This is a genomic window from Streptomyces davaonensis JCM 4913 (assembly GCF_000349325.1).
GTDB classification, from domain to species: domain Bacteria; phylum Actinomycetota; class Actinomycetes; order Streptomycetales; family Streptomycetaceae; genus Streptomyces; species Streptomyces davaonensis.
In genome coordinates this window covers 3,532,223-3,548,471 of sequence record NC_020504.1, presented here as the reverse complement: position 1 = coordinate 3,548,471, position 16,249 = coordinate 3,532,223, and the positions used below count along the sequence as shown (strand labels likewise).

The following is a 16,249-nucleotide window of genomic DNA, read 5'->3' as shown; positions in this document are numbered from 1 at the left end:
CACGTGCCCAACCGGCAGTGATCCATTCCCGCTCTTTCGTGTAATAGCACGAACACGTTCCGTGAGGAAGGCTTGGTCCTGCGAATCGATGCACCGGTGCACTTCGGCGTCGGTGCATGACCGGGAGGGCAATTCCTTATGTCGGTAGGCGAAGAGATCCGCACTGACGAGAGCAAGCCGCAGCAGAGTCTCGGCACTGCCGCAGCGCGGAACCTGGCCACCACGACCAAGTCCGCACCCCAGATGCAGGAGATCAGCTCACGCTGGCTGCTGCGCATGCTGCCGTGGGTGAATGTGCAGGGCGGCACTTACCGAGTCAACCGCCGCCTCAGTTACGCCGTGGGGGACGGCCGTATCACCTTTGTGAAGACCGGTGACCGGGTCGAGGTCATCCCCGCCGAACTGGGCGAACTGCCCGCGCTGCGCTCTTATGAGGATCAGGACGTGCTCGCCGAGCTCGCCCAGCGCTGTCAGCAGCGCGAACTCGCCGCGGGCGAGGTGCTCGCCTCCTTCGGCAGCCCCGCCGACGAGGTCTATCTGCTGGCGCACGGCCGCGTGGAGAAGGTCGGCACCGGCCCCTACGGCGACGACGAGTCCCTCGGAGTGCTGGCGGACGGCGCCTACCTCGGCGACCACGCCCTGCTCGCCGAGGACGCCATCTGGGAGCACACGGTCCGCACGGTCACCGGCTGCACCGTCCTCGTCCTGCCCCGCCAGGACGTCGAGCAGGTCGCGGAACGCGCCGACTCGCTCCGCGAGCATCTCCAGGCGCAGCGCGCGATCCCCGCGCAGCGCGCCAACAAGTACGGCGAGAAGGAGATCGAACTCGCCTCCGGCCACAGCGGAGAGCCGGACATCCCGCACACCTTCGTCGACTACGAGGCCCGCCCCCGCGAGTACGAACTGAGCATCGCCCAGACCGTGCTGCGCATCCACTCCCGCGTGGCCGACCTCTACAACCAGCCGATGAACCAGACAGAGCAGCAACTCCGGCTGACCGTCGAGGCGCTCAAGGAGCGCCAGGAGCACGAGCTCATCAACAACCGCGAGTTCGGCCTGCTCAACAACTGCGAGTACGACCAGCGGATTCAGCCGCACGACGGTGTGCCCAGCCCCGACGACCTGGACGAGCTGCTGAGCAGGCGTCGCGGCACCAAGCTGTTCCTCGCCCACCCGCGCGCGATCGCCGCATTCGGCCGCGAGCTCAACAAGCGCGGGCTCGTCCCCGAGTCCATCGAGATGGCAGGCAACCGCATCCCCACCTGGCGCGGTGTGCCGATCTTCCCCTGCAACAAGATCCCGGTCACCGAGGCCCGTACGACCTCGATCATCGCCATGCGTACCGGCGAGGCCGAGCAGGGTGTCATCGGACTCCAGCAGTCCGGCATCCCGGACGAGATCGAGCCGAGCCTGTCGGTGCGGTTCATGGGCATCAACGAACAGGCGATCATCAAGTACCTCGTGACCGCGTACTACTCGGCCGCGGTCCTCGTGCCCGACGCGCTCGGCGTGCTGGAGAACGTCGAGATCGGGCGCTGGCAGTGACCCAGCCCCCGGCAACCGGTGTCCCCGCCCTCCGGGGCGGGTACATCCTCGGGGTACGGCGACCGAGCGAGACGCGTGAAAGGCGGAGGCCCATCGGGACCCAGACACACGCCGGGCCGGGTCCGCTCGACGGGCAGGAGGCCATGGCGATCCTGGAGCGCGCGCGGGGGTCCGTCGACCCCGAACTGCGGTCTGCCATCGAATCGTTGCCGGGTGCCATGCGCCGGACCGCGCTCTACCACTTCGGCTGGCAGCACGCGGACGGCAGCCCCGCGACGGGCAACGCGGGCAAGGCGATCCGCCCCGCGCTCGTCCTCACCGCGGCCGAGGCGCTCGGCGGACCCCCGGCCCGCAAGGCCGCCGTACGGGCCGCGGCGGCGGTGGAGCTGGTGCACAACTTCACGCTGCTGCACGACGACGTGATGGACCGGGACACCACCAGACGGCACCGGCCCACCGCGTGGACCGTGTTCGGCGACGCCGACGCGATTCTCGCCGGGGACGCCCTCCAGGCGCTCGCCCTGCGACTGCTCGCCGAGGACCCGCATCCGGCGTCCACCGCGGCCGCCGCCCGGCTCGCCGCTTGTGTCGTCGAACTGTGCGAGGGGCAGCACGCGGACACCGCCATGGAGAAGCGGGCCTGCGGCGAGGTCGGCCTCGACGAGGCGCTCGCCATGGCCGAGGCCAAGACGGGAGCGCTGCTGGGCTGCGCCTGCGCCCTCGGCGCGCTGTACGCGGGTGCCACGCGGGAGGACGTCGAGGCCATGGACGCGTTCGGCCGTGAGGCCGGGCTCGCCTTTCAGCTGATCGACGACGTGATCGGCATATGGGGCGACCCGCGGCGCACCGGCAAACCGGCCGGCGCGGACCTCGCCGCCCGCAAGAAGTCGCTGCCGGTCGTCGCCGCGCTCACCTCCGGCACCCCGGCTGCGGCGGAGCTGGCCGAGCTGTACGAAGTGCCGTACGGCAAGGGCGGGATGGCGGCGGAGGAGGAGACCGCGCGTACCGCGCTGGCGGTGGAGCAGGCGGGCGGGCGGGACTGGGCGCAGGTCCAGGCCGCCGACCGGATGGCCCGCGCCATGCAGGAGCTGGCCCGCGCGGTGCCCGAACCGGAGTCGGCGGGCGGCCTGCTGGCCCTGGCCGAGTTCGTCACCCGGCGCACCACGTAGACCCCGGACCGGTGGCCGCGCGGCTCCTGACCCCGCACGGCCACCGGCTCCGGCCGGACGGGTCCCGCACATCCCCACGGTGTGCGGGGCCCGTTGATACGCCGGATGCCTGTCAGTGCGGAATCCCGACAAACTTCGGCCGCCCTGCGCCACCCACCCCCCAACCCCCATACGATCAAGGCCGATTGAGACGAAGGGGCGGGACATGGGTGTGGTGATCCGGACGGCGACCGGGGCTGATCGGGAGCTGGTCGTGGGGCTGTTGGACGAGGCGTTCCAGGACGATCCGGTCAGCGGCTGGGTGTTCCCCGGCGCCGAGTACCGCCGGGCGACCCACCACCGCCTCATGGCGGCCTTCACCGACATAGTGCTCGACGCGGGGCGGATCGACCTGACCGAGGACGGCTCGGCCTGCGCGCTGTGGATGCCGACGCCCGCCGGGGAGCACGACGAGGACGACGACGGGCCAGCGCTGGTGCGGGAGGCCGTCGATCCGGCGAACGAGCGGGTCGAGTTGATCGGAAGGCTCACCGCGGAGATCCACCCCGCCGAGCGGGCCCATGAGTACCTGTGGATGATCGGCGTCCGGCCCGGCCGACAGGGCGAGGGGCTCGGCGGCGCGCTCATCGGCTCCGTACTCGACCGCTGTGACGACGACGGCGTCCCCGCGTACCTGGAGGCGAGCAGCGCCCGTAGCCGGAGGCTGTACGAGCGGCTCGGCTTCGAACTCCTCGGCAGCCCCCTCGAACTGCCCGACGGCCCGCCGATGTTCCCGATGTGGCGCGAGCCCCGGGCCACCGCAAGCTAGGACCGCCGCGTCAGGCCTGAGGCACCACCGTCTCCACGATCCGTTCGATCAGACCCTCCGGAACGCCCACCCCCGGCAGTACTCCGTCCAGCACCCCCGGCAGGGTCAGGTGCTCGAGGATCAGGCCGAGCATGGCGAGATAGAGCACCGTGACGGTCTCGTCGCCGCCGGGGAGACCGGCGTTCCGGTGGAAGTCCATGCCCTCGGTCAGGTCACCGCGCACGGACTTGGTGTAGGAGTCGCGCAGTTCGGGCCGGCGGGTGGCCTCCAGGCGCATCTCCAGCAGCGCCAGATAGCCGGTGCGGTCGCGGGTCGCGCGGCCCATCAGGTCGTGCATGAACGCCGTGACCAGCGCCCGGTCCCTGGGGCGCTCCAGCAGCTCGGCGATGACCGCGGGGTCGGGCGCCAGCCGGGTGTGCAGCCGCGCGTCGATCTGGCGGAGCAGGTCGTCGCGGCCGGTGAAGTAGTTGGAGGCGGTGCCCACCGGCACCCCCGCCTCGGAGTCCACCGCGCGGAACGTCAGCCCGCGCGCCCCTTCCCGCGCCAGCACCTCCACCCCGGCGTCCACGAGAGCGGCCCGGCGCTCCGGATTCCTGGCCAATGCGGAATCTCCTCTCCCACTTCAATTCGGTCCCCGAATGGGCTTGCAACCACTACAACCGAAGTACTACAACTAGAGTGGTTCACAACCCAGCCTACGGAAAGAGACCGGCTTGCGAAAGCTCACGTACTTCGTCGCCTGCTCCATCGACGGCTTCATCGGCGACCCGAACGGCGACGCCACCTCGATGTTCGCCTACCTGGACGAGGAGTTCCTCGGCTATCTCGGCTCCACCTGGCCGGAGACCGTCGCCGTCCAGGGCCGCGAACAGCTCGGCCTCAAGGACGCCGAGAACCTGCACTTCGACACGGTGATCCAGGGCCGCGCCAGCTACCAGCTCGCCCTCGACATGGGCGTCACCAGCCCGTACGGCCATCTGCGCGAGTACGTCGCCTCGCGCTCCCTCGGCCCCTCGAAGGACCCGAACGTCACCGTGATCGAGGACGACCTGGTCGGCCGGATCCGCGAGCTGAAGGCCGAGGAGAGCGACCTCGGCATCTGGCTCTGCGGAGGCTCCCAGGTCGCGGGCGAACTGCTCGACGAGATCGACGAGTTGGTGATCAAGACCTATCCGCAGGTGTACGGCGCGGGCATGCCGATGTTCGGCGCCGGGTTCGCCGTCACCGACTTCGCTCTGGAGGGGATCCGCACGTTCGGTAACGGAGTGCTTGTCCGCACCTACGCACGGAAGCGCTGACCGGCCTACCCTGAGGACATGGACAGCGAAGAACACGCCTGTCCCGTCTGCGGACAGTCCGTCGAAACGGTCGTCCGGCGCCACAAGACGCTGGGCGCATGGGTTCCGCGCTGGGTGGCCGGCCCGTGCCGGAACCCCCAGTGCGAGGCGTTCGTGGTGCCCGGCACCGAGGAGGAGCCGCAGGAGCACCACCACCATCACCGGCGCCGCCCCCACCATGAGCCCCAGCAGCAGCCCGAGCGCCGGGAGGAACCCGAGGAACCCGCCGCGAGCGGTCCCTGAAACCCGAGCGATTCCTGGGAGAACAGCGATTCCTGGAAAACGTCGTGCCGACCATGTCGAGAACGCGTCCCCGGCTCCGACGTCCCCTGTGAGAGCCGCCCGCAGGGGCGGTGCGAGACGAAGGAGCCAGTCATGAAGTATCTGGTCATGGTGCAGGGCAGCCAGGCGGACTACGAGGCCCAGAAGGGCAGGGCCTCGGAGAACTCGCCGGCCTGGACCGAGCAGGACATCCAGGCGATGTTCGCGTTCATGGGTGCGATCAACGACGACCTCGCCGAGAGCGGCGAACTGGTCGATGCCCAGGGCCTGGTCGAGCCCGCCCGCACCCGGCACGTCAGCCTCGGCGCGGACGGCAAGCCCGTCATCACCGATGGCCCGTACGGCGAGACCAAGGAGCTGCTGGCCGGCTACTGGGTCCTGGACTGCGCGAGCCTGGAGCGCGTCACCGAGATCGCCGCCCGCGTCCTCGAGTGCCCCCAGCCCGCCGGGGCGCCCGTCTACCCGGTGGTCATCCGGCCCATCGGCGAGGGCACCGGAGACGTCTGACCCCGTGAGCGCCACCGTCGAGGACCTGCTGCGCGACAACGCGCCGCAGGTCCTCGGTGCGCTCGTGCGCCGGTACGGCCATTTCGACGCCGCCGAGGACGCCGTACAGGAGGCGCTGCTCGCCGCGGCCGGGCAGTGGCCCTCGGCCGGGGTGCCGGACAACCCGCGCGGGTGGCTGATAAAGGTGGCCTCGCGGCGGCTGATGGACGCGCTGCGGGCGGAGGACGCCCGGCGGGCGCGGGAGGAGAAGGCGCTGGCCCTCGGGGAGCGCCTCGCCTCCGGTGCGGACCGCGCGCCCCGCGAGGACGACTCGCTCTCCCTGCTCTTCCTGTGCTGCCACCCCGATCTGACCCCGCCCGCGCAGATCGCGCTCACCCTGCGCGCGGTCGGCGGTCTGACCACGGCGGAGATCGCCCGCGCCTATCTGGTGCCCGAGGCGACCATGGCCCAGCGGATCAGCCGGGCCAAGCAGAAGGTGCGCGGGGTGGGCTTCGACCGCCCCGACAACTGGGCGGACCGGCTGCCCGCCGTACTGCACACCCTCTACCTGGTCTTCAACGAGGGCTATACGGCGACCTCCGGCGCGAGCCTCCAGCGGCGCGAACTGGCGGGCGAGGCGATCCGGCTGGCCCGGATGGTCCACAGGCTGCTCCCGGACACCGGCGAGGTGACCGGACTGCTCGCCCTGATGCTGCTCACCGACGCCCGCCGCGACGCCCGCACCGGACCGAAGGGCGATCTGGTGCCCCTCGACGAACAGGACCGCGACCGCTGGGACAAGGCCGCGATCGAGGAGGGCGTCGCCCTGATCACCCACGCCCTGTCCACCGGCCCCGCCGGCCCCTACCAACTGCGCGCCGCCATCGCCGCCGTGCACGACGAGGCACCCAGTGCGGACGCCACGGACTGGCGGGAGATCCTCGGCCTGTACGACGTGCTGGTGGGCCTCGTCCCCGGGCCCGTCGAGCGCCTGAACCGCGCGGTTGCCGTCGCCATGGTGCGCGGGCCCGCGGCAGGGCTCGCCGAAGTGGACGCGCTGGAGGGGGAGCTGGGGCACCGGCGGGACGCCGTACGGGGGCATCTGCTGGAGCGGGCCGGGGCCTACGAGGAGGCGCGGGCCGCCTACGAGTCGGCGGCCGAGCAGACCATGAGCCTGCCCGAACAGCGGTATCTGCGAGGGCGGGCGGCGCGGCTGGGACCGTAATGTGAACGCATGAGCGATCCGATCCTGCATCTCACCCAGCGGTACCAGTGGGACGCGGCCCGTGCGCAGGGCGTGTACGAGATCTCGACGCGCGGCAGGACCCTCCAGCAGGAGGGGTTCATCCACTGCTCCACGCGCACCCAACTCCCGCGCACCGCGGCGGCCTTCTACGCGGATCTGGACGACCTCGTGGTCCTGGTGGTCGACCCCGACCGGCTCGCCGTGCCCGTGCGCTACGAGGCGGCCGAGCCCGGTGGCGAGGAGTTCCCGCACGTGTACGGGCCGATCCCGGTGGAGGCCGTGGTGGGGGTGGAGCCCTGGCGGTGAGGCGCGGTCAGCCGAAGTCGGCCACGTGGTCGGCGGCCCAGGTGGTGAAGGGGCGGGCCGGGTGGCCGGTCAGTTCCGCCACGGCTTCGGTGAGCGGAACGGGCTTGCCGTCGTTGGACTCCCACCAGTTGAGGAGGGCGTCCGCGTAGTGGCCGGGGAGGTACTCGGACATCTCCTCCTTCCACTGCTCCCGGGTGACGTGGCGGACGGCGACGGGGCGACCCAGGGCGGCGGCGAGCTGGTCGATCTGCTCGGCGAAGGTCAGGGACTCGGGCCCGGAGAGCGTGAAGTGGCCGCCGCGGTGTCGGGGGTCGGTGAGGACCGCGTGGGCGGCCTCGGCGATGTCCCGCTCGTGAAGGGGGTCGCTGTGGGCGCCGGGGTAGGGGAGGCTGATCGGCTGTCCCGACCGGATGGGCCAGGCCCAGGCTCCGGCGTTGGAGGCGAAGGCGCCCGGGCGCAGGACCGTGGTGGTCAACGGCGAGGCGAGCAGGGCGCGTTCCACGTCCAGGTGTGACCTGGCCAACGGGTCGTTCTCGGCGTCGGCGCCGGCCACGCTCGCCGAGGAGAGCAGCACGATGTGCTCGACGCCGCCCTTGACCGCGTGGTCGACGAAGTCGGCGATGCCTTCGGGGCGGGCGTAGAGGAAGACCGAGCCGACGCCGGCCAGGGCGGCGGGGAAGTCGGCCGGGTCGGTGAGGTCGAGGCGTACGGCCTCGACGCCGTCGGGCGGGGCGAGGTCGTCGGGCCGCGCGGAGCCCAGCCGCACGGGCAGGCCCTGACGGTGGAGCAGGTCGGCGAGGTGGGTGGCGACGGCGCCACGGGCGCCGGTGATCAAGAACATGGCAGTGCTTCCCCCTGTTGAGGCATCGGTTGGCGAACGATGTACGTGACGAACATCGTTCGTGATCGACCGTAGGGAACGAACGGTGTTCGTGTCAAACGGTGTTCGTCCTACGGCTAGGCTTCCCCCATGAGCACGCAACCGGTCAGCCGCCGCGCACGGCCCGCCAAGGCGCCCCTCAGCCGCGACGTCATCGTCCGTACCGGCCTGGACATCCTGGACCGCGACGGCCTGGACGCCCTGACCATGCGCCGCGTCGCGAAGGAACTCGACACCGGACCGGCCTCGCTCTACGTCTACGTCGCCCACCGCGACGACCTGATGGCGGCCATGCTCGACGAGGCCCTGGCCCCCGTCCCGCGGGCACCGCTGCCCGCCGAGGGAGGCTGGCGCGCCCGGCTGCACGCCCTCATCGGTGCCGCGATCGAGGCCATGAGCCGCCACGAGGGGCTCGCGCAGGTCGCCCTGGGCGCCATCCCGACGGGCGACAACGCCCTGCTGGTCGTCGACCGCATGCTCGCGCTGCTCAAGGAGGGCGGCCTCGACGACACCACCGCCGCCTGGGCCGTGGACCTGCTCTACCTCCACATCGCGGCGGCGGCGGCCGAACAGAGCACCTACGACACGAAGTCGGCGGGCGAGGAAGCCACGGTCGCGGCGGCCGACCGCCGCTATGCCGCCCTCCCCGCCGACCGCTACCCGATGGTCACCGCACTGCGGGGCCCCCTGCTCTCCCCGGGCGACCGCGACACCTGGGGCGTGGACGTCCTGCTCACCGGCATCCTCCACACACCCGCCAGCTGAGAAGGGATCGATCGCATGCAACGGCGCCGGTTATGGCGAGGGATAGTGGTCGCGTGGGCAGTCATGGTGACTGTCGCCGGCGGACTGACGCTGTGGCTCCAGGACGCCGGGGAGCCCGAGCGGCCGCAACAGCAGCAGCGGTCGGAGCCGCAATCCGAGCCCTACGACGACTCCGACTGCCCGGGCCTTGGGGAAACGCCAACGCCCCGGGACGACAACACGGTCGTGCTGTGCGCCTATGCGACGGGCCCCTAGCCCGGCAGCCCGCCCGTCTCCGGATCCCGCCCCGTCAGGCAGTACACACCGCCCGCCGGGTCGCGCAGTACGCGCCAGTGGGCGCCGCGGTGGACGAGCGCGGCGCCGAGGGCCTCGTGTTCGGTGCGGGTCGCGTCGATGTCCGCGCAGGCCAGGTCGAGGTGGGCCGAGGTGGGCCGCTCCTCGCCGAGCCGCTGGAGCAGGATGCGGATCGGCAGTCCGGCCGGTGGCCGCAGCACATGGAACTCCGGGAGCGAGCCGGGGCGGGACTCCCACTCGGGCAACAGGGCCGTCCAGAAGGCGACTTCGGCGTCGTAGTTGGAAGGCGGGAGGTCCAGGCAGACCTGGTCGAGGCGGGAGCCGTGGACGACCGGCGGGCGGCGCGACTCCCCGCTCCAAGGGACCGCGCAGAACAACTGCCCGGCAGGCGACCGCAGTACGGCCCAGTCCCCGTGGTCGGCGACCAGGTCCGCCCCGGTCCGCAGCGCGTCCTTGACGAAGCCAGCGACGTCCTCGACGGAGAAGTCGAGATGAGCGCCGCCCGGCCCGTCCGCCACGCCCTGGACCTTGACGCAGGCGTCGCCCGACTCGGGCAGCAGGGTCACGAACTCGCCCTGATCACCGCGGAGTTCGGAGAGCCGGGTGCCCGTGACGGCGGTCCAGAAGTCACACGCGGCGCCGAAGCCGACGGCGGGCCGGTCGACGAAGGCGTACGTCCAGCGGATGCTCATGGACGCGATCGTAGATCAATTGATGTGTTCAACTGTTCGGTTCCATGAACCGCAGCATGTTCCCGGCCGGGTCCCGGAACGCGCAGTCGCGCACGCCGTACGGCTGGTCCATCGGCTCCTGGATGACGTCGCCGCCGGCCTCCCGCACCCGGGCGAACAGGGCGTCGCAGTCGTCGGTGGTGAAGTTGACGCCGTGCAGTACGCCCTTGGCCAGCAGGTTGGCCATCGCCTCCCGGTCGGCGGGGGAGATGCCGGGGTCCGCGCCGGGCGGCTCCAGCACGATGTCCACGTCGGGCTGGAGCGGCGAACCGACCGTCACCCAGCGCATGCCCTCGAACCCGACGTCGTTCCTGACCTCCATGCCGAGGACATCCCGGTAGAAGGCGATCGCCTTGTCGTGGTCGTCGACGGCGAGGAAACAGTTCTTGAGCTTGATGTCCATGGCAGCAGGCTAGGCCGCTAGGCGCGTTTCGGCCGGGTGAAGCGGCGGACCACGCAGGGCGGGATCGCCGCGCTGTCCTCGTGGGAGCGGGCCCGGTAGGCGCTCGGTGTCTCGCCGACCAGTTCGGTGAAGCGGGAGCTGAAGGAGCCGAGCGAGGTGCAGCCCACGGCCATGCAGACCTCGGTGACGGACAGGTCGCCGCGCCGCAGCAGGGCCTTGGCGCGCTCGATGCGGCGCGTCATGAGATAGCCGTACGGAGTCTCGCCGTACGCCTCGCGGAAGCTGCGCTGGAAGTGGCCCGGGGACATCAGCGCGGTCCGGGCGAGCGCCGTGACGTCGAGGGGCTCGGTGTACTCGCGGTCCATCCGGTCGCGCGCCCGGCGCAGCCGGACCAGGTCCTCGGTGTTCACCGGTCCAGGATGACAGAAGCCAAAAGGGGCCCGGCCGGTGAGCGGTCGGGCCCCTTCGGAAGTTCGTCAGGCCTTCTTGGTCTCCCAGAAGATCTTGTCGATCTGGGCGATGTAGTCCAGGGCCTTCTGACCGGTCGCCGGGTCCGTGGACGCCTTGGCGGCCGAGAGGGCCTTGAGGGCGTCGTTGACCAGCTGGTGCAGCTCCGGGTACTTCTCGAAGTGCGGAGGCTTGAAGTAGTCGCTCCACAGGACCGACACGTGGTGCTTGGCGAGCTCGGCGCGCTGCTCCTTGATGACGGTCGCACGGGCCTGGAAGTGCGGGTCGTCGTTGGCGGCCATCTTGTCCTGCACGGCCTTGACCGACTCCGCCTCGATGCGGGCCTGGGCAGGGTCGTACACACCGCAGGGCAGGTCGCAGTGCGCGCTGACCTTCACCTTGGGGGCAAACAGGCGGGAAAGCATGGAGCATTCCTTCCTCGTGATCGTCTTCTCAGGTGGGACATTACTCCCTGCGGGACGCGTTTTCGCGAGTGCCCCCATGGGCTTAGGACAAAAGTCCAGGGTCAGACTGAGACTGGTGGAGGATAGGACCGGGGAGGTGCCGGTGATGCCGGAACTGTCGCAGGAGACCGAACGCGGGCGGCCGTTGCTGCCCTTCGGACCGGCCGAGGTGACCGGGCCGTCGATGGTGCCCACGCTCAACCACGGGGACCGGCTGCTGGTGCACTACGGGGCCCGGATCCGGCCCGGTGACGTGGTCGTTCTGCGTCATCCGTTCCAGCAGGACCTGCTGGTCGTCAAGCGCGCGGCGGAGCGCCGCGAGGGCGGCTGGTGGGTGCTCGGGGACAACGCGTACGCGGGTGGGGACAGCACCGACTACGGGACGGTCCCGGCGGAGTTGGTGCTGGGCCGGGTGCGGGCCCGCTTCCGGCCGCGCAAGACGGGTCAGCGCTCGCCGTTCGCGCTGGCGCTCTGGGTGCTGTCCGCCGTCCGGCCGGTGCTCTCCGACCGGTCCGCCTCCAGGCGCTTGCGGGCGCGGTAGGCGGCCACGTTCGCGCGGGTGGCGCAGCGGTCGGAGCAGTAGCGCCGGGACCGGTTGGTCGAGGTGTCGAGGTAGGCGTTGCGGCACGGCGCTGCCTCGCACAGGCCGAGCCGGTCCACGCCGAACTCGGTCAGATGGAAGGCGAGGCCCATCGCCGCGATGGCCGCGTAGCCCGCGGTCACGTTCGACGGATGGTCCGCGAGGTGCATGTGCCACAGCGGGCGCCCGTCGTCGTCCCGGTAGTCGTGCCCGGAGATCTGCGGGCTGACCGGGAACTCCAGCAGCAGTGAGTTCAACAGGTCCACGGAGAGGGTCTCGTCGCCGCCGTCGGCCGCCTCGAAGACCGCGCGCAGCCGGGCCCGCACCGAGCGGAAGCGGGTGACGTCCGCGTCCGTCGCGCGCCGGGCCGCCGACTGGTTCGCGCCGAACAGGTCGCGGATGGCCTCGACCGACGTCAGCGAGTCCTTGCCCCGGGCCGGGTCCTCGCTGTTGACGAGACGTACGGCGTAGTCCGAGTAATAGGCCAGTTCCACTTGTAGTCCTTACGGAGGCGTTCTATGGTCGTGGTGCGGTCGGGGTAACAGCTGATCGTGCTTCCAGGGTATTACGCGTACGTCCGAAGAGGGGGCTCCCATGACGACCAGTACCGGAACCGACTGGCAGGCCTGGCAGGAGAGCTGGGACCGGCAGCAGGAGTGGTACATGCCCGACCGGGAGGAGCGCTTCCGGATCATGCTGGACATGGTGGAGGCGCTCGTCGGGCCCGCGCCCCGGGTGCTCGACCTGGCCTGCGGCACCGGCTCCATCACCGCCCGCCTGCTCACCCGCCTGCCCGGCGCCACCAGCACCGGCGTCGACCTCGACCCGGCGCTCCTCGCCATCGCCGAGGGCACCTTCGCGGGCGACGAGCGGGTCACCTTCGTCACCGCCGACCTCAAGGACCCGGACTGGACGGCGAAGCTGCCGTACGACTCCTACGACGCGGTGCTGACGGCAACCGCCCTGCACTGGCTGCACAGCGAACCCCTCGCGGCCCTCTACGGTCAGGTCGCGGGGCTGGTCCGCGACGGCGGTGTCTTCATGAACGCGGACCACATGATCGACGAGTCCACGCCCCGGATCAACGCCGCCGAGCGCGAACTGCGGCACGCGCGCATGGACCGGGCCAAGAGCGACGGCGCCCTGGACTGGGCCGAGTGGTGGCAGGTCGCCGCGAAGGACCCCGTCCTCGCCGCCCCGACCGCCCGCCGCTTCGAGATCTACGGCGAGCACGCCGACGGGGACACACCGTCCGCGCAGTGGCACGCGCGCGTGCTGCGCGAACAGGGCTTCGCGGAGGCCCGTCCGGTGTGGTGCTCCCCCTCGGACACCTTGCTCCTCGCGCTGAAGTAGCCCCCGGTTCCCGGCCAGGAGGCGGTACGAGAAATTCGTACCGCCTCTGCTGCGTCCTGGGCCGCCCCCCACCGCACTGGAAGGAGTGAGACGGTCCGCAGACAACCGGAATGGGGTGGGGGATGACGCGGGGCGCGGAAGCGGCTCTGCACGCCTTCGTCGAGGGCAGACGCACGGCGCTGTTCCGCAGCGCCTATCTGCTGTGCGGCAACCGCGACGAGGCGGAGGACCTCGTCCAGACGACGCTCGTCAAGGTCGTCCTCGGCGCGCGCAGACACCGGCGTCTTGACAACCTCGACGCCTATGCGCGCAGGACGCTGGTCAACACGTTCATCTCGGCCCGCCGCCGGTTCTGGCGCCGGGAGCACGCGTACGGCGAACTGCCGGACGTGCCCGAGCGGTTGGTGGACAGCGACACCGGACTGATGGTGCGGGCCGCTCTCGCGGGGCTCGCGCCCAAGCAGCGGGCGGTGCTGGTGCTGCGCTACTGGGAGGACCTCAGCGTGGCGGCCACCGCGGAACTGCTCGGGATGCGGGAGAGCACGGTCAAGAGCCACACGGCCAGGGGACTCGCGGCGCTGAGGGCCGCGGTGCGGGAGGAACACGTATGAACGACAACCAGTCCGTTCGGGAACTGCTCGGCCGGGCCGTCGACCAAGTGCCGGTACCGGCCGACCGGGGCGGTGCGGCCGTCTTCGCACGGGCCGCGCTCCTGCGCAGGCGGCGGCGTGTGGCGGCGACCGGCGCGCTGGCCGCCGTCGTCGCGGGCGGGCTCGTGCTGGGCGCCGGGGTGCTGCCCGAGGGCGGGGGAGAGAGCGTCGCGGCGGCGCCGACGGGCGGCGGCACCGCCACCGGCGCCGAAGGCTTCGCCGCGCTGCTGCCGGACGGGATCGGGGAGGTCGAGGAGGTGTCGCTGGTGCGGCTGGTCAAGCTGGCGCCCGAGGCCGAACTGCCCGAGGACGTGGGGCCGTACGACGGTGACTATGCCGTCGAGCGGGACGGGGGCGTCGGGTACATCACCGTGCGGGGCTACACCGCTGAGGACGTGCGGAGGAAGGGGATCGTCCCCGACCCCTGCGTGCTCACCGGGGAGAGCCCGTACATGAAGAACTGCGAGACGGAGAAACTGCCCGACGGTTCACGGCTGTCCGTCTGGGAGGACACCGGGACCCTCGGTGACGAGAACGGGCACCCCGACTGGGGGCCGGGTGTGGAGGCGAGCCTGCGCCTGGAGGGCGGCGCCCTGCTGCGGCTGCGCGACATCACCGGCTACCTCGGCAAGGGCTCTCCGGGCCCGCTGCTGAAGAAATACCCGATCACGCGGGAGCAACTGCGCGAGCTGGCGCTGAAGCCGGAACTGCGGCCGTAGCAGCGAGATGGGGCGGTACGGGAATCCCGTACCGCCCCATCTTCAGTGAAAGGTCACAGCACCTTCGAGAGGAACGCCTTCGTCCGCTCGTGCTGCGGGTCCGTCAGGACGTCGCGCGGGTTGCCGGACTCGACCACCACACCGCCGTCCATGAAGACGAGGTTGTCGCCCACCTCGCGGGCGAAGCCCATCTCGTGGGTGACGACGACCATCGTCATGCCGGACTCGGCCAGATCGCGCATGACGTCGAGGACGTCACCGACCAGTTCCGGGTCGAGCGCCGAGGTCGGCTCGTCGAACAGCATCAGCTTCGGCTCCATGGCCAGCGCACGGGCGATGGCCACCCGCTGCTGCTGACCGCCGGAGAGCTGCGTGGGGTAGCTCCCGGCCTTGTCACCGAGACCGACCTTCTCCAGCAGTTCCCGGGCCCGCTCCCGGGCCTGGCTCTTGCTCACGCCCTTGACCTGGACCGGCGCCTCCATGACGTTCTCGACGGCCGTCATGTGCGGGAACAGGTTGAACCGCTGGAACACCATGCCGATGTCCCGGCGCTGAAGCGCGACCTCGCTGTCCTTGAGCTCGTACAGCTTGTCACCCTTCTGGCGGTAGCCGACCAGGTCGCCGTCGACGTACAGCCGACCGGCGTTGATCTTCTCCAGATGGTTGATGCACCGCAGGAACGTCGACTTGCCGGAGCCGGACGGGCCGATGAGGCAGAACACCTCGCCGGTCTGCACCTGAAGGTCGATGCCCTTGAGGACCTCGATCGAGCCGTAGGACTTGTGGACGCCCTCGGCCTTCACCATGGGGAGGCTGCTCATGCCGTGACTCCCTTCGGGCGGCGCGTGGGCAGGACGACTGCCTTGAGTCGCTGGAGCGGCGTCGGCGGCAGGCTGCGGCTGGAGCCACGGGCGTAGTACCGCTCGACGTAGTACTGGCCGACGCTCAGGATCGAGGTCATGATCAGGTACCAGGCGGCGGCGAGGAAGTACATCTCCACCGTAGAGCCCGCGTTCTGACCGATGTCCTGGGCCTCCTTGAAGAGGTCCGCGAACTGCACCGCCGAGACGAGCGAGGTCGTCTTCAGCATGTTGATGACCTCGTTGCCCGTCGGCGGCACGATCACTCGCATCGCCTGCGGGATGACGATCCGGCGGAGCGTCTTGGCGTGGCTCATGCCCAGGGCGTGCGACGCCTCGGTCTGCCCCTCGTCGACCGAGACCAGACCGGCGCGGCAGATCTCCGCCATGTACGCGGCTTCGTTCAGGCCCAGGCCCAGCAGCGCCGTCAGCAGCGGCGTCATGAAGGACGACCAGTAGTCCTTGTAGATCGGGCCCAGGTTGATGTACTCGAAGACCAGACCCAGGTTGAACCAGACGAAGAGCTGGACCAGGACCGGGGTGCCGCGGAAGAACCAGACGTAGAACCACGCGATCGACGAGGTCACGGGGTTCTTCGACAGGCGCATCACCGCGAGCAGGATGCCGCCCGCGATGCCGATCACCATCGAGAGAACGGTGAGCAGCAGGGTGTTCCAGACGCCGTGCAGGATGCGGTCGTCGAAGAAGTAGTCGGGGATCGCGCCCCAGTTGATGTTGCCTTGCGCGAAGGCGTAGACGACCGCGCCCAGCAGCGCGATGGCGACGACCGCCGAAACGTACCGCCCCGGGTGCCGGACCGGGATGGCCTTGATGGCCTCCGGCCCGGCGGGGGGCGTCGCGTCGGGACCGTCCGTCTTGTTGACGTCAACAGTCACGGGTGGTGCCTTTCAGAGCCGAGTCGAA

The 16,249-nt window shown here is 70.7% G+C and carries 23 protein-coding genes; 14 read left to right on the top strand and 9 right to left on the bottom strand.

Features of this window, described 5'->3' with window-relative positions:
* Nucleotides 1-138: 138 nt before the first annotated feature.
* From BN159_RS15300 to BN159_RS15290, 3 genes are all read left to right on the top strand, one after another.
* Nucleotides 139-1,545, top strand: a complete 1,407-nt coding sequence (locus BN159_RS15300; RefSeq protein ID WP_015657888.1) for a family 2B encapsulin nanocompartment shell protein — start codon at nt 139-141, stop codon at nt 1,543-1,545.
* 44 nt (nt 1,546-1,589) lie between these two features.
* Nucleotides 1,590-2,714, top strand: a complete 1,125-nt coding sequence (locus BN159_RS15295) for a family 2 encapsulin nanocompartment cargo protein polyprenyl transferase (protein WP_041821364.1) — start codon at nt 1,590-1,592, stop codon at nt 2,712-2,714.
* Between the two features lie 205 nt (nt 2,715-2,919).
* Nucleotides 2,920-3,522, top strand: coding sequence for a GNAT family N-acetyltransferase (locus BN159_RS15290; RefSeq protein ID WP_015657886.1), 603 nt, complete (start codon nt 2,920-2,922; stop codon nt 3,520-3,522).
* Between the two features lie 10 nt (nt 3,523-3,532).
* On the opposite strand, the gene BN159_RS15285 is transcribed toward BN159_RS15290, so the two are convergent.
* Nucleotides 3,533-4,123, bottom strand: a complete 591-nt coding sequence (locus BN159_RS15285) for a TetR/AcrR family transcriptional regulator (protein ID WP_015657885.1) — start codon at nt 4,121-4,123, stop codon at nt 3,533-3,535.
* A 112-nt stretch (nt 4,124-4,235) separates the two neighbouring features.
* On the opposite strand from BN159_RS15285, the gene BN159_RS15280 reads away from it, so the two are divergent.
* The 5 genes from BN159_RS15280 (at nt 4,236) to BN159_RS47070 (ending at nt 7,179) form a co-directional block, all read left to right on the top strand.
* A complete protein-coding gene (locus tag BN159_RS15280) occupies nt 4,236-4,820 on the top strand; it encodes a dihydrofolate reductase family protein (protein ID WP_015657884.1) in 585 nt (194 codons plus the stop codon).
* Between the two features lie 18 nt (nt 4,821-4,838).
* Entirely contained in the window at nt 4,839-5,102 is a 264-nt protein-coding gene (locus BN159_RS15275; RefSeq protein WP_015657883.1) for a hypothetical protein, read from the top strand.
* Nucleotides 5,103-5,234: 132 nt separating this feature from the next.
* A complete protein-coding gene (locus BN159_RS15270; protein ID WP_015657882.1) occupies nt 5,235-5,648 on the top strand; it encodes a YciI family protein in 414 nt (137 codons plus the stop codon).
* A 4-nt stretch (nt 5,649-5,652) separates the two neighbouring features.
* Nucleotides 5,653-6,852, top strand: coding sequence for an RNA polymerase sigma factor (locus tag BN159_RS15265; protein ID WP_015657881.1), 1,200 nt, complete (start codon nt 5,653-5,655; stop codon nt 6,850-6,852).
* Between the two features lie 9 nt (nt 6,853-6,861).
* Nucleotides 6,862-7,179: a DUF952 domain-containing protein gene (locus tag BN159_RS47070; RefSeq protein WP_015657880.1), complete on the top strand. Its 318-nt coding sequence runs from the start codon at nt 6,862-6,864 to the stop codon at nt 7,177-7,179.
* Between the two features lie 7 nt (nt 7,180-7,186).
* Here the strand turns inward: BN159_RS47070 and BN159_RS15255 are convergent, their stop codons facing one another.
* Nucleotides 7,187-8,020 carry an SDR family oxidoreductase gene (locus BN159_RS15255; RefSeq protein WP_015657879.1) on the bottom strand — a complete coding sequence of 278 codons (834 nt, stop codon included), beginning with the start codon at nt 8,018-8,020 and terminating at the stop codon, nt 7,187-7,189.
* Between the two features lie 129 nt (nt 8,021-8,149).
* Between BN159_RS15255 and BN159_RS15250 the strand changes: the two genes are divergently transcribed.
* Together BN159_RS15250 and BN159_RS15245 are read left to right on the top strand one after the other, a co-directional pair.
* On the top strand, nt 8,150-8,824 hold the full coding sequence (locus tag BN159_RS15250; RefSeq protein WP_015657878.1) for a TetR/AcrR family transcriptional regulator: 675 nt from the start codon (nt 8,150-8,152) through the stop codon (nt 8,822-8,824).
* A 63-nt stretch (nt 8,825-8,887) separates the two neighbouring features.
* On the top strand, nt 8,888-9,079 hold the full coding sequence (locus BN159_RS15245; RefSeq protein ID WP_162146266.1) for a hypothetical protein: 192 nt from the start codon (nt 8,888-8,890) through the stop codon (nt 9,077-9,079).
* Here the strand turns inward: BN159_RS15245 and BN159_RS15240 are convergent.
* From BN159_RS15240 to sodN, 4 genes are all read right to left on the bottom strand, one after another.
* Complete coding sequence (locus tag BN159_RS15240; RefSeq protein ID WP_015657876.1) at nt 9,076-9,810, bottom strand: VOC family protein; 735 nt, start codon at nt 9,808-9,810, stop codon at nt 9,076-9,078. The two genes, BN159_RS15245 and BN159_RS15240, sit on opposite strands and share 4 nt — an antisense overlap.
* A gap of 28 nt (nt 9,811-9,838) precedes the next feature.
* Nucleotides 9,839-10,252, bottom strand: coding sequence for a VOC family protein (locus tag BN159_RS15235; RefSeq protein ID WP_015657875.1), 414 nt, complete (start codon nt 10,250-10,252; stop codon nt 9,839-9,841).
* A gap of 17 nt (nt 10,253-10,269) precedes the next feature.
* Complete coding sequence (locus BN159_RS15230; protein WP_015657874.1) at nt 10,270-10,662, bottom strand: helix-turn-helix transcriptional regulator; 393 nt, start codon at nt 10,660-10,662, stop codon at nt 10,270-10,272.
* A gap of 66 nt (nt 10,663-10,728) precedes the next feature.
* A complete protein-coding gene (gene sodN / locus BN159_RS15225) occupies nt 10,729-11,124 on the bottom strand; it encodes a superoxide dismutase, Ni (protein ID WP_005480378.1) in 396 nt (131 codons plus the stop codon).
* 145 nt (nt 11,125-11,269) lie between these two features.
* Here sodN and sodX point away from each other — a divergent pair, with 145 nt between their 5' ends.
* Entirely contained in the window at nt 11,270-11,704 is a 435-nt protein-coding gene (gene sodX / locus BN159_RS15220; RefSeq protein WP_015657873.1) for a nickel-type superoxide dismutase maturation protease, read from the top strand.
* Here the strand turns inward: sodX and BN159_RS15215 are convergent.
* A complete protein-coding gene (locus BN159_RS15215; protein WP_015657872.1) occupies nt 11,608-12,237 on the bottom strand; it encodes a CGNR zinc finger domain-containing protein in 630 nt (209 codons plus the stop codon). The genes sodX and BN159_RS15215 overlap by 97 nt on opposite strands.
* A 100-nt stretch (nt 12,238-12,337) precedes the next feature.
* On the opposite strand from BN159_RS15215, the gene BN159_RS15210 reads away from it, so the two are divergent.
* The 3 genes from BN159_RS15210 to BN159_RS15200 all read left to right on the top strand — a co-directional run bounded on the left by BN159_RS15210 (nt 12,338) and on the right by BN159_RS15200 (nt 14,465).
* The gene (locus tag BN159_RS15210; RefSeq protein WP_015657871.1) at nt 12,338-13,096 is read left to right on the top strand and encodes a class I SAM-dependent methyltransferase; all 759 of its coding nucleotides are present in this window, start codon (nt 12,338-12,340) and stop codon (nt 13,094-13,096) included.
* A gap of 122 nt (nt 13,097-13,218) precedes the next feature.
* Nucleotides 13,219-13,707, top strand: a complete 489-nt coding sequence (locus BN159_RS15205; protein ID WP_015657870.1) for a SigE family RNA polymerase sigma factor — start codon at nt 13,219-13,221, stop codon at nt 13,705-13,707.
* Nucleotides 13,704-14,465 carry a hypothetical protein gene (locus tag BN159_RS15200; RefSeq protein WP_015657869.1) on the top strand — a complete coding sequence of 254 codons (762 nt, stop codon included), beginning with the start codon at nt 13,704-13,706 and terminating at the stop codon, nt 14,463-14,465. The genes BN159_RS15205 and BN159_RS15200 overlap by 4 nt, the downstream gene beginning before the upstream one ends.
* Before the next feature lie 53 nt (nt 14,466-14,518).
* Here the strand turns inward: BN159_RS15200 and BN159_RS15195 are convergent, their stop codons facing one another.
* Together BN159_RS15195 and BN159_RS15190 are read right to left on the bottom strand one after the other, a co-directional pair.
* Nucleotides 14,519-15,286, bottom strand: a complete 768-nt coding sequence (locus tag BN159_RS15195) for an amino acid ABC transporter ATP-binding protein (RefSeq protein WP_015657868.1) — start codon at nt 15,284-15,286, stop codon at nt 14,519-14,521.
* Nucleotides 15,283-16,221, bottom strand: coding sequence for an amino acid ABC transporter permease (locus BN159_RS15190; RefSeq protein WP_015657867.1), 939 nt, complete (start codon nt 16,219-16,221; stop codon nt 15,283-15,285). The genes BN159_RS15195 and BN159_RS15190 overlap by 4 nt, the downstream gene beginning before the upstream one ends.
* Nucleotides 16,222-16,249 lie beyond the last annotated feature (28 nt).